General features: G+C 65.3%; 11 protein-coding genes and 1 other RNA gene. All 12 read right to left on the bottom strand.

Annotated elements, in window-relative coordinates; all coding sequences use genetic code 11:
- Window positions 1–220: 220 nt before the first annotated feature.
- A complete protein-coding gene (gene mraY / locus ASC68_RS13685) occupies window positions 221–1,306 on the bottom strand; it encodes a phospho-N-acetylmuramoyl-pentapeptide-transferase (RefSeq protein ID WP_055880134.1) in 1,086 nt (361 codons plus the stop codon).
- Between the two features lie 35 nt (window positions 1,307–1,341).
- A complete protein-coding gene (gene murF, locus ASC68_RS13690; RefSeq protein WP_055880137.1) occupies window positions 1,342–2,766 on the bottom strand; it encodes a UDP-N-acetylmuramoyl-tripeptide--D-alanyl-D-alanine ligase in 1,425 nt (474 codons plus the stop codon).
- Between the two features lie 5 nt (window positions 2,767–2,771).
- Window positions 2,772–4,220: a UDP-N-acetylmuramoyl-L-alanyl-D-glutamate--2,6-diaminopimelate ligase gene (locus tag ASC68_RS13695; RefSeq protein WP_349236242.1), complete on the bottom strand. Its 1,449-nt coding sequence runs from the start codon at window positions 4,218–4,220 to the stop codon at window positions 2,772–2,774.
- A gap of 19 nt (window positions 4,221–4,239) precedes the next feature.
- Window positions 4,240–5,964 (bottom strand): penicillin-binding protein 2, encoded by a 1,725-nt coding sequence (locus tag ASC68_RS13700; protein WP_055880141.1) that lies wholly within the window; start codon window positions 5,962–5,964, stop codon window positions 4,240–4,242.
- Window positions 5,965–6,339: a hypothetical protein gene (locus ASC68_RS13705; protein WP_055880145.1), complete on the bottom strand. Its 375-nt coding sequence runs from the start codon at window positions 6,337–6,339 to the stop codon at window positions 5,965–5,967.
- The gene (rsmH, locus tag ASC68_RS13710) at window positions 6,336–7,322 is read right to left on the bottom strand and encodes a 16S rRNA (cytosine(1402)-N(4))-methyltransferase RsmH (RefSeq protein ID WP_055880146.1); all 987 of its coding nucleotides are present in this window, start codon (window positions 7,320–7,322) and stop codon (window positions 6,336–6,338) included. Before rsmH ends, ASC68_RS13705 begins: the two co-directional genes overlap by 4 nt.
- Window positions 7,323–7,404: 82 nt before the next feature.
- Window positions 7,405–8,382 (bottom strand): NAD(P)-dependent alcohol dehydrogenase, encoded by a 978-nt coding sequence (locus ASC68_RS13715; RefSeq protein WP_055880149.1) that lies wholly within the window; start codon window positions 8,380–8,382, stop codon window positions 7,405–7,407.
- Window positions 8,382–8,609 (bottom strand): helix-turn-helix transcriptional regulator, encoded by a 228-nt coding sequence (locus tag ASC68_RS13720; RefSeq protein ID WP_055880152.1) that lies wholly within the window; start codon window positions 8,607–8,609, stop codon window positions 8,382–8,384. The genes ASC68_RS13715 and ASC68_RS13720 overlap by 1 nt, the downstream gene beginning before the upstream one ends.
- 5 nt (window positions 8,610–8,614) lie before the next feature.
- Window positions 8,615–9,040: a hypothetical protein gene (locus tag ASC68_RS13725; protein ID WP_055880156.1), complete on the bottom strand. Its 426-nt coding sequence runs from the start codon at window positions 9,038–9,040 to the stop codon at window positions 8,615–8,617.
- A 297-nt stretch (window positions 9,041–9,337) separates the two neighbouring features.
- An RNA gene (gene rnpB, locus ASC68_RS16000) (RNase P RNA component class A) lies at window positions 9,338–9,735 on the bottom strand.
- Between the two features lie 60 nt (window positions 9,736–9,795).
- Window positions 9,796–10,494, bottom strand: a complete 699-nt coding sequence (locus ASC68_RS13730) for a DnaJ family molecular chaperone (RefSeq protein ID WP_055880158.1) — start codon at window positions 10,492–10,494, stop codon at window positions 9,796–9,798.
- Between the two features lie 156 nt (window positions 10,495–10,650).
- Window positions 10,651–11,403, bottom strand: a complete 753-nt coding sequence (locus ASC68_RS13735) for a hypothetical protein (RefSeq protein ID WP_055880161.1) — start codon at window positions 11,401–11,403, stop codon at window positions 10,651–10,653.
- Between the last annotated feature and the right edge of the window lie 20 nt (window positions 11,404–11,423).

Below are 11,423 nucleotides of genomic sequence, written 5' to 3' on the forward strand. Positions count from 1 at the left end.
TACCAACTTCGCAACGACACTCGCGTTTTGCGAGTCGGGGGGCTGTCAGCGCCGTGGCCACATATCTCGTTCAAGCATGGCAGCATTTCCCCCACATACTCGATGTCATCCCAGCGAAAGCTGGGACCCACTTCGTCGCCCGCACCAGCTGAGAGTTGGGTCCCAGCTTTCGCTGGGATGACACCGGTGGGGAGGTGAAGGCGGCGGTAGCTCGTGTGACTTAGCGCAGCTTCAGCGAGCTCAACCCGATCAGCGCCAGCACAAAACTGATGATCCAGAAGCGGATCACCACCTGGCTTTCGGTCCAGCCCATCATTTCGAAATGGTGGTGGATCGGCGCCATCTTGAACACGCGCTTGCCGGTGAGCTTGAACGAGACCACCTGGACGATCACCGAGACGGCCTCGAGCACGAACAGGCCGCCGATGATGGCAAGAACGATTTCGTGCTTGGTGGCGACTGCGATGGTGCCGAGCGCGCCGCCCAGGGCGAGCGAGCCGGTATCGCCCATGAAGATCTGCGCCGGCGGCGCATTGAACCACAGAAAGCCAAGGCCCGCGCCAATCAGCGCGCCTGAGACCACCGAGAGTTCGGCGGTGCCTGGAACCGGGTTGAGGAACAGGTATTCCGAGAAGGTGGCCGAACCGACGAGATAGGCAATGAGGCCGAAGCACGCGGCCGCGACCATCACCGGCACGATGGCGAGGCCATCGAGGCCATCGGTGAGGTTCACCGAATTGCCGGCCGCAACGACCACGAAGGCGCCGAACAGCACGAAGAACCAGCCAAGATTAATCGCCAGCCCTTTGACGAACGGGAAGAACAGCGAGGTCGAGGTGGCGGGATCGCCCAGCACCGAGATGAAATAGCAGGCGACGGCGCCGATGATCGCCTCGAGGATCAGCCGCTGCCGGCCGGAAAAGCCGGCATGCGACATGCGCTTGACCTTGAGGTAATCGTCGTAAAGGCCGATGGCGCCGAACGAAACCGTGACGCCGAGAACCACCCAGACATAGCCGTTCGAGAGGTTGGACCACAAAAGGATCGAGATCACCGTCGCCGACAGGATCATCAGCCCGCCCATGGTGGGCGTACCCTTCTTGGTCAACAGATGCCCGGCCGGGCCATCCTCGCGGATCGGCTGGCCCTTGCCCTGCCGGATGCGGAGCGCCGCGATCATGCCGGGGCCGAACAGGAACACGAAGAACAGCGCGGTCATCACCGCGCCGGCCGTCCTGAAGGTGATGTAACGGAACACATTGAAGGCGGCGAGGCTATCGCCCAACTGCCCGAGGAAATACAGCATGCTGTCGGTGTCCCACCCGTCGGACTGAAAGCGCTTTAGGCGTTCTGGAAGCGCTCGCGGATCTTCTGCACCAGAGGTGAGAGGCGGACGCCTTTCGACCCTTTGACCATAACTGCGTCGCCATAGGCAAGCGCCGAGAGCACGGTATCACTGATCTCCTCGGCGCTCGGCATATGCGTCACAGCGGGAATGTCGCGGTCGTTCTCAGCCCGATGCCGGAGCTCATCGGCCAGCGAACGCATCGCCGCGCCGACCAGGTAGATCTCGGTGGCGCCGGTCTTCAGCACCGCGTTGGCGAGCCCGGCATGCAGCTGTGGGCCCTGCGGTCCCATCTCCAGCATATCGCCGAGCACCAGGAACTTGCGGCCATCGGGCGGACGCACTGAGCCATAGAGGTCCATCGCCGCGGTCATCGAGGCGACGTTGGCGTTGTAGCTCTCATCGACCAGCAGCAGCGGCTTGGCGTTGGGGCCCAACCGCAGGGTCAGCCCCCTGCCCTCCGGCGCGCCGAACTTGGCAAGCGCCGCCACCGCAGCGCGGGTGCCTTCGCCCGAAATCTGCGCCACCGCCAGCGCCGCCACGGCGTTCGCCACCATGTGGCGGCCGGGCACCTGCAGCCGCAGATCGTATCGGTCGGCGCCGTGCGTCACCTCAGCCAGTGTCGTCGAGGCCGAGGTGTCGACCCGGCCGATATGCCAGTCGGCGCTCTCGTCGAAGCCATAGGTCACCACTTTGCCGACACCAGCCGCCCGGGCGTGGGCGAACAGGATATGCAGGTGATCGTGGTCGGCGTTGAGCAGCGCCGTGCCGCCGGGCTCGAGACCGAGGAAGATCTCGGCCTTGGCTGCGGCGATGTCGGCGACCGAGTCGAAGAACTCGAGATGCGCCGCCGCCACCGTGGTGATGACAGCGATATGCGGGCGGACCATCTGCACCAGCGGCGTGATCTCGCCGGCATGGTTCATGCCGATCTCGAACACCCCGAACTGCGCTTCGCGCGGCAGCCGCGCCAGCATCAGCGGCACACCCCAGTGGTTGTTGAAACTCTTGATCGAGTAGTGCGTCTCACCATAGGCGGCGAGCACGGTGCGGATCGCTTCCTTGGTGGTGGTCTTGCCGGCACTGCCGGTCACCGCGATGATCTGGCCGCGATTGCGGGCTCGCGCCGCGATGCCAAGCTGCTCCAGCGCCTTGAGGGTATCGAGCACGACGATCAGGTTCTTGCCGCCATGCGCGGCGTGATAGGCCTCCGACACCAGCGCCGCGGTGGCGCCGGCTTCGATCGCCTTCGCCACGAAATCGTGCCCGTCATGGGTGTCGCCGCGGATCGCGACGAACAGCGCCTCCGGGGCGATTTCGCGGGAATCGATCGAGATCGAGGAGATCGGGCCGTCCGACAGGCCTTCGGGCCGGCCGCCGGTGGCTTTGACGACCTCGGCGACGGTCCAGAGCGGTCGCATCGGCGCTACAGTCCTTTCAGCGTCTCCAGCACCACTTCGTGGTCGGAGAAATGGTGCTTGGTGGTGCCGATGATCTGATAGTCCTCGTGGCCCTTGCCCGCAATCAGCAGCACGTCGCCCGGCTCTAAACGTGAAATGCCGGTCTCGATGGCCTTGCGGCGATCGCTGACCTCGAGTGCCCTGGGCACCGCAGCGAGGATTTCGGCGCGAATGGTCGCCGCGTCCTCGGTGCGCGGGTTGTCGTCGGTGACGATGACATCGTCGGCCAGCCGCTCGGCCACGTCGCCCATGATCGGGCGCTTGCCCTTGTCGCGATCACCGCCGCAGCCGAACACCAGCCGCAACTGGTTCCTGGCATAGGGCCTGAGCGACTCGAGTGCTGTCTCGAGCGCTACGGGCTTATGCGAGTAATCGACGAAGATCGCCGCGCCATTGTGCTCGGCCACCAGCTCGAGCCGCCCCTTGGCGCCCTTGAGGTGCTCCAGCGCCTTCACCGCCTTGTCGGCGGAGGCGCCGGTGGCGACGGCCAGCGCCAGTGCCACTGCGGCATTGTTGACCTGGAACGCACCGGTGAGCGGCAAGAGGAAACTGACCGGCTCGCCGACCATGCGGCCGGTGACCCGCTGGCCATAGCCCTCGTTGCGGATCTCGGTGAGTTCGAGGAACGCGCCTTCCTTGCCCACCGTCATCAGCGTCGCGCCACGATCGAGCGCGGCGAACAGGAATGGCATGTGCTCGGGGTCGTCGGCATTGACCACCGCCGCGCCGCCCTCGGCGATCAGGTCGGTGAACAAGCGGAGTTTCGCGTCCCGGTACGTGTCCATGTCGCGGTGATAGTCGAGATGATCGCGACTGAGATTGGTGAAGGCCACGGCGTTGAAGCGGATGCCGTCGACCCGGCGCTGGTCGAGCCCCTGGCTCGAAGCTTCCATGGCGATGTGGCCGATGCCTTCGGCCTTGAGCTCGCCGAGGTCGCGATGCAGCGACAGTGCGTCCGAGGTGGTGAGTTCGCGCGGCCGGATGCCGGCACTGGTCTCGACGCCCACGGTGCCGAGGCTGGCCGCCGCGATGCCACAGGCATCCCAGATCTGGCGCACGAACGAAACGATCGAGGATTTGCCATTGGTGCCGGTGACGGCGACCGCGACATCAGGCTGCGGCGCAAATTGCCGGGCCGCGGCCTGCGCATAGGCGGCGCGCACGTCCTCGACCAGCACTACCGGAACGCCGGGGTCGGCGTCCGGCTGGCGATCGCTGATCATCACGCTGGCGCCACGGCCGACGGCCTGCGCCGCAAAGCCATCGCCATGCACGCGCGTGCCGGGCAGCGCGAAGAACGCCTCGCCGCGCCCGATGGCGCGGCTGTCGGCATTGATGCCCTCGACCTCGATGGCTGGGACCTCAGGGGCTCCTGCCCCTTTCAGCAGTTCTGTGAGCGCGAAAGGCACGTCCACGCTTTCTTCTCGAATGGCTTCAGCGGAGTTCGACTGGGACAAGGCTTGTATCCAACATTTCGCTGAAGTCGGGCGCGATTCCAAGCATCGGCGCAACCCTCTGCACCACACGACCGGTCACCTGGCCGGCGTTCCAGCCGGCCGTATGGCCGGACTGGGCGTTTTCGTCCTGCGGTTCGTCAACGATCACCACCATGGCGTAACGCGGATTGTCGAGCGGGAAAGCCGACGCGAACACCGCGAAGGTCTTGTCCGAAGAGTATGTCCTTCCCACGACCTTTTCGGCGGTGCCGGTCTTGCCGCCCACCCGGTAGCCGTTGGCCAGCTTGTTCATCTGCGTGCCCGAGCCCTCGAGCGCATTGAGCCGCATCAGGTAGCGGACCTCGGCACTGGTGCCCGGCGAAATCACCTGCTCGTAGAGCTGGCGCGCCTCGGCTTCGCTGCGCTTGTAGAGCGTCGGCGGCACCATGTTGCCGTCGTTGACGAAGGCTGCGACGGCGCGAACCATGTGCAGCGGCGACACCGACAGGCCGTGCCCGAAGCTCGAGGTCGCCGCGACGATCTCGGAGAACTTGTCCGGCACCTTGGGCTTGCGCATTTCGGGCAGCTCGAACGGCACCGGCTTGTCCATGCCGATCTTGCCCAGGAAGGCGCGGAAATCGTCCTTGCCCAGCTGCTGCATGATCTTGATGGTGCCGATGTTGGACGAGTACTTGTAGACCTCGGGCACGCTCAGCACGCGGTGCTTGCCGTGGAAATCGTCGATGGTGAAGCGACCGAAGCGCACCCCGAAACGGGCATCGAACTGGTCGGTGATGCGCACCTTGCCGCTATCCAGCGCCCCGGCCAGCGTCACCGTCTTGAAGGTCGAGCCGAGCTCGTAGATGCCCGAGGTGATCCGGTTGAAGCGGTCGTTCTTCACCCCGTTATAGTCCTGGAACAGGGTCGAGGGGTTGTTCGGGTCGAAATCCGGCAACGACGCCAGCGCGACGATCTCGCCGGTCTTCACGTCCATCATCACGCCGGCAGCGGCGATCGCCTTGTAGCGGACCAGCGCATCCTGCAACTGCTCGTACATCACGTGCTGCACGCGCAGGTCGATGGCGAGGTTCACCGGCGTCATCTCGTTGCCGCGGGCGAGGCCGATCGACTGCAGCAGCGCCAGGCTGTCGTCGTCCATGTGCTTTTCGATGCCCATGGTGCCCTGGTTGTCGATATTGACCGAGCCGAGGATGTGCGACGCCTCCTGCCCCGAGGGGTAGAAACGCTTGCTTTCGGTGACGAAATCGAGCCCGGGAATGCCGAGCTGAAAGATCTTCTCCTCGATTGCCGGGGTCAGCTCGCGCTTCACCCAGACGAAGCCCTTGTCGCCGCTGAGGCGCTTGCGCAGCCAATCCTCGTTGAGGTCGGGCAGCACGGTCCGGAGCTTTTGCACCGCTTCTTCGACATCGATGATGCGACGCGGCTCGGCGAACAGCGAGGGGACGCGGATATCGACCGCCATCTCGAGCCCGTTGCGATCGAGCACCGGCGGGCGGCTGGCGGTAATGACATCGCGTTCGATGCCTTCGATGGTGGAATCGGTGACGGTGGCGCCGAGTTGGATCAGCCGGCCGCCGACCGTGGCGAACACCAGCACCAGCGCCACGATGACCCAGCGGATGCGCGCCTTGGTGAGATTGCCGCGCGCCTTCCGCCCGCCATCAAGCGAAATGGTCTCGGCGCCTTCGGTGATGATCGCCATCTAGTTGGCCTCGATCAGCTGTTCGATCGGGTCGATGCCCGCATCGAGCGAGGAAAGCAGCGCGTCGAGCGCTACCGTGTCGGGTGCGGCCGGTCGCATCGGCAGGTTGTCCATGCGGCCGAACTGATCCTGCGCCGTCGGCACCAGAGCCAGCGCTTCCTGATGGCGGGCGACGATCGGCGCGACGTGGGCAGGCTGGTTGAGGTACGACCAATCGGCCTTGAGCAGACTGAGATCGCCTTCCTGCCGGTCGATCTTGCGCTCGAGCGCCACCTTGGCGCTGGCGATGTCCTCGACCGAGTACTTGAGCGCATAGACGCCGACCAGCCCGACAAGGCTGGTGCAGACCATCACGGCGTTGAGCATCTTGATCATGCGGCACCTCGCGACAGCGGCACGCCCAGCCCGGCGTAACTCATGACGCGCGCCGGAGCGGTGGTCCTGGTCCCCGCGCGCAAAGTGGCGGAACGGGAGCGCGGATTGCGCGCGAGCTCGGCGGACGAGGCCTTCAGCGCCTTACCCGAACGGGCCCAGCGCGGCGCCTCCTGGATAACCTGCGGCAGGTGGCGGGACTGCGTCGGCGCACCCTTCTCGGGGTCGAAGAAGCGTTTGACGATCCGGTCTTCGAGCGAATGGAAGGTGACGACGGCGAGCCGCCCACCCTCGGCCAAGAGCCGCTCGCTGGCGAACAGCCCGCCGACCAGCTGGTCGAACTCGCCATTCACCGCGATGCGGAGCGCCTGGAAGCTGCGGGTCGCCGGGTGCGCATCGCCGGGCTTGCGGCCGATGGTCTTTTCGATCAGCCGCGCCAGTTGCGTCGTGGTCGCGATCGGCGCGGTGGCGCGCGCCGCGACGACGGCGCTGGCGATGCGGCGCGACTTGCGTTCCTCGCCGAAGGCGAACAGCAGGTTGGCGAGGTCAGATTCGGCGAGACTATTCACCAGATCGGCAGCGGACTCACCATCCGACGACATCCGCATGTCGAGCGGACCTTCCTGCATGAAGGAGAAACCGCGCTGCGCCTGGTCGAGCTGCATCGACGAGACGCCAATATCGAGCACCACGCCATCGACCGGGCCCTCGGCCAGCTCATCCAGATTGGAAAAGGTGCCGGGCACGAACTTGAAGCGATTCGGGAAATCGGCGCTGAGGCGCTCAGCGTGCGGCAGCACCGAGGGGTCGCGATCGAGCGCCACCACGGAAGCGCCGGCTTCCAGCAGGGCGCGGGAGTAGCCCCCTGCCCCGAACGTGCCATCGAGGATACGCGCACCCTCGAGCGGGGCCAGCGCATCGAGCACCTCGGCCAGCAGCACCGGCACATGTGGCGCCTGGCTGTCGCTGCCCTTGGGCTCACTCATTCCCGCTCGAACTCCACGCCGGCGCCGCCGGTACAAGAAAAATCACCCATACTGGGTATCGGCGCACTTTGCGGCGGGGAGGTTAAGGTTCCATTGAGGTTACGGGCATGTTCACCACGATGGATCCGACCTTGTGACCGGTCTCGACCCGGGCATGCGCCGCGGCGATCTCGGCCAGCGCGTAATCACGTTCGATGACGGTGCGGAGTTTCTCTTGGCTCACCCAGTCGAACAGCTGGATCAGGTCCTTGGCCTTGTCGACCGGCCGCCTCAGGCCGGTCGCGGCGAAGCGGGCCCGGCGGCCGGTTCTCTTGAGCATGGTGGGCGACAGCATCGGCGTCGGCGACAGGTAAATACCCTCCGGCTTCAGCGCATCATGGCAGCGGGCGAAGCTGGATTTGCCGACCGTGTCGAAGATCACGTCGTAGGCCGCGTCAGCGGCAGTGAACTCCTCCTTGGTGTAGTCGATCACCCGATCCGCGCCGAGAGCCCGGACCAGTTCGACATTGCGCGTACTGGTGACCCCGGTCACCACCGCTCCCATGGCCCGTGCCAGTTGCACCGCCGTGGTGCCAATGCTGCCCGACGCGCCGTTGACCAGCACGTGCTGGCCGGCCCGCACCTGCCCCTGGTCGCGCAGGAACGGCAGTGCCGTGAGTCCACCGTCGCAGAGCCCGGCGGCAGCGCCGAACGCCACTCCGTCCGGCAGTTTGACGATCGCGCCAGCCTGATCGACCACGGCGAACTGAGCGTGTGCGGCAAGCTCCGGACCGGTCGAGCCCGCAACCCGATCGCCGACGGCGAAGCCGGTGACCCCAGCTCCGACGCGAACTACAATGCCAGCAAAGGCATCGCCGAGGATCGGCAGCCGCGGCTTGAACGGGCCGGAGAACAGCCGCGCGATCCACAATTCGCCGTTGCGGAACGCCACGTCGGAGGGCGTCACGACGCTGGCATGGATCTGCACCAGCACCTGTTCGGGTCCGGGCTCGGGCGTCGGGACCTCCCGGATCGTCAGAGCTTCAGGAGCACCATAGCGCTCGACGATTGCGGCAAGCATCACTCGCCCTCCCCACGATACTGGAACACCTGCTCGAGCGGCACGCCGAAGGCCCGTGCCACCCGGAAGGCGACTTCGAGCGAGGGCGAGTAGCGCCCCTGCTCCATGGCGACGATGGTCTGGCGGGTGACGCCCACCTTCTCGGCCAGCGCTGCCTGGGTCATCTCGCCGGCATTGAAGCGAAGCGTGCGGATGGTGTTGTCGATCCGTGCCTGTCCCTTGCCCATGGCGCTCAGCCGATCCGGTAGTAGACGAGCCGCGAGGCGGCATCGACCACGCCGGCCAGCATCAGTCCGAAGAACAGCACGTACGCCGCCTCGGCGGGGTCAGCCGCGAAGGCGAGATAGAACAAGCTGGCGACCCCGGCGATCGAGGCAACGACGTAGCCGTTGCGCATGGCGCGCAGGCCCACCAGCTTGTCGCGTTCATCCGCCTTCTCATCCCTGAACCCCTCGCGCCGCGCGATGGAGACGAGGATCGACATCACGATCATCGCCGCGATGGTGAACAGCACCCCGTAGAGGATCGCCCAGAGCAGCCGGCCGGCCACGGCCGCGACCGTCGCCGACGGGTTGGCCAGCGCCTCGAAGATCACCCAGGCGCCGATCACGATCGCCGCGATGATGTTCACCACGGCTTCCCATTCCTTGAAACTCATCTCGGCCTCCCAGCCCCGGTTCAGTGTTGGGAGGGTGTGTAAGATGAACACGACATAGTGTCAAGTTTTTCATACACAATGTCGTAAATAGAGGACTCGAACGTACCACCTCGGTTCACGATGGGATGCGCCAATCGCTCCCTAAACTCGGAGTCATCCCAGCGAAAGCTGGGACCCAACTCGCCGCAGCACAAGTGGATGAATGGTCCCAGCTTTCGCTGGGATGACAGCCGGTGGGTAGGCCAAATCCAGCCCCACGGGTTCGTGCAGCCCATCGTGAGCGGCCCCGAAAAATGAAATGCCAGTTGACCTATAAGCCGGGTTCTGTAGGGCCTGCGTCTCACGACGCTGACGTGGTGACCATTCATCTTTGACCGGCATTACTGCCGGCCTTATGCAACCAACCCGGATGACAGGCCTCGAAAACCGGCTGGGCAAAGGGCTTTCACCCGATCCCCGTGTCATCCCTATTTGGTCTTGCTCCCGGTGGGGTTTGCCGTGCCGTCCCTGTTGCCAGGTCCGCGGTGCGCTCTTACCGCACCCTTTCATCCTTACCCGTGCCGAAGCACAGGCGGTTTGCTTTCTGTGGCACTTTCCCTGGGGTCGCCCCCGGCGGCCGTTAGCCGTCACCGTATTTCGATGGAGCCCGGACTTTCCTCTCCCACGGAAACAGGAGCGGCCACCCGGTCAACTGGCGAGGCGCATATGGGGGACGCGGCAGGTTCCAGTCAAGCGCACAGTCAGCTTGCGCGCCGTCAGGCGGCGCGCTTCATGATCTGGTTATAGGCGTTGTTGATCGCCGCCATGCGGGCGGTCGCCACGTCGATCAGTTCCTCGGGCACGCCCTTGGCGATCAGCCGGTCGGGGTGGTGCTCGGCCACCAGCAGGCGGTAGACCCGCTTCACCTCGTCGCGCTCGGCGCTGGGAGCAAGGCCGAGGACGATATAGGGGTCGGCGCCCTTGTCGAACAGCACGTGCTGCGAGGTCAGCTGCTCGAACCGGGCATCGTCGAAACCGAAAATGTCGCTGACGTTCTTCAGGTAATCAAGCTCGGCTTCGTGGATCATGCCGTCGGCCGAGGCGATGAAGAACAGGCTGTCGAGCACGTGCTCCAGCGTATCCGGGCTGTCGATGAAGAACCGGCGCACCTTCTTGGCATAGGCCTCGTAGCCGGCCACATCCTGCTGGGCGAGCTTGAACAGCTTGTCGACCTGCTCCTCGATGCCCGGCGGGATTTCCACGGTGCGCTGGAAGGCGCGCAGTTCCGAGGCGGTGACCACGCCATCCGACACCGCCATCTTGGCCGAGAGCGCAATCAGCGCCAGCGTGAACGCGGCATCCCGCCCACCCGGCAGCCAGGTGTCGGGATCGAGGGCGTTGATGATCGAGCCCACCAGCCCCGTGCGTTCCGAGGGCGACCCAATGAAGGCACTAAGACGTTGCCAGACCGACATATGCCTCTCCGATCTCGGCGCACAATAGCCGCCGAACGGGAATTTCATAGCCATGAGACATGCGGCGGATTGCATCGTCGGCCCCTAAGGCATTTCGCCGTTTCGGCGAAAGCGCACTAATGACGTTTCGGCCGCCTGGTGAGGCGGCCGCAGATTTCAGAAAAAGAAGAAGTCGTCGTCCTGCACGGGCTTCTTCTTCTTGTTCGGTCCCTCATCGAGGAAGAACCCATCCGGGTCGTAGCCCTCCTCTGCCGAGGTCTGCGACAACAGGCCCTTGCGCTCGAGGTAGTCGGCAAGCGAGCCCGAATCCCATTCCTCGAGCTGGTCGCCGGTGACGACCTCGTCGTCGCTCAGCGGGAACGGCTCGACCGCGGCATTCTCCTGCTGGCGCACCTTGTTCTCATCGACGATCAGCGGCTTCTCTGCCGCCGGCAGCGAGGCAACCGCAATGGCCTTCGGCCGTGCGTCGCGCGGCAGCGGCACCGGCGGGGTCTCGGTCGGAGCGACGGTAGCCACCTCGGTGGGCGTCTTGATCGGCGTGGTCGGCGAGATCGGCTTCAACTTCACCGGCGCAGCCGGCTTGTCGGTCACCGATGCGGCCGGCTTTGCGGGCGTCGCGCTGTCGCCGTCGGAAATATACGAGGGCAGCTTCTTGCCCTTGGAGAGCAGCTTGTCGACCGGGTCGGTCGCGGCGCTGGCGGTCTCGATCGGATCGGTCGCGGCGGGCTTTCCTGTTGCGGCAGGAACCTTCAACAGGGGCTTGGTCGCGCTGGCGTCTGCCGTGGTCACGGCGCTGTTCGCCGTGCCGCTGGTCGGGTTGCCGACGACCATGTTCGCGGCGGGCACCGCGAGGATGACGACTAGACCGGCCCAAGCCAGTCCGCCCTTCACCTTGCCATCGAGTTTCATAGGCTGCTGTCCTTCAACTT

It is taken from the genome of Devosia sp. Root105, assembly GCF_001424865.1.
In the GTDB taxonomy this organism is placed as follows: Bacteria; Pseudomonadota; Alphaproteobacteria; order Rhizobiales; family Devosiaceae; genus Devosia_A.

Bases quoted from the DNA above. Each gene is read 5' to 3' on its own strand.
- mraY (WP_055880134.1), bottom strand. From the start codon at position 1,306: ATGCTGTATTTCCTCGGGCAGTTGGGCGATAGCCTCGCCGCCTTCAAT.
- murF (WP_055880137.1), bottom strand. From the start codon at position 2,766: ATGCGACCGCTCTGGACCGTCGCCGAGGTCGTCAAAGCCACCGGCGGC.
- ASC68_RS13700 (WP_055880141.1), bottom strand. From the start codon at position 5,964: ATGGCGATCATCACCGAAGGCGCCGAGACCATTTCGCTTGATGGCGGG.
- ASC68_RS13705 (WP_055880145.1), bottom strand. From the start codon at position 6,339: ATGATCAAGATGCTCAACGCCGTGATGGTCTGCACCAGCCTTGTCGGG.
- rsmH (WP_055880146.1), bottom strand. From the start codon at position 7,322: ATGAGTGAGCCCAAGGGCAGCGACAGCCAGGCGCCACATGTGCCGGTG.
- ASC68_RS13715 (WP_055880149.1), bottom strand. From the start codon at position 8,382: ATGCTTGCCGCAATCGTCGAGCGCTATGGTGCTCCTGAAGCTCTGACG.
- ASC68_RS13720 (WP_055880152.1), bottom strand. From the start codon at position 8,609: ATGGGCAAGGGACAGGCACGGATCGACAACACCATCCGCACGCTTCGC.
- ASC68_RS13725 (WP_055880156.1), bottom strand. From the start codon at position 9,040: ATGAGTTTCAAGGAATGGGAAGCCGTGGTGAACATCATCGCGGCGATC.
- ASC68_RS13730 (WP_055880158.1), bottom strand. From the start codon at position 10,494: ATGTCGGTCTGGCAACGTCTTAGTGCCTTCATTGGGTCGCCCTCGGAA.
- ASC68_RS13735 (WP_055880161.1), bottom strand. From the start codon at position 11,403: ATGAAACTCGATGGCAAGGTGAAGGGCGGACTGGCTTGGGCCGGTCTA.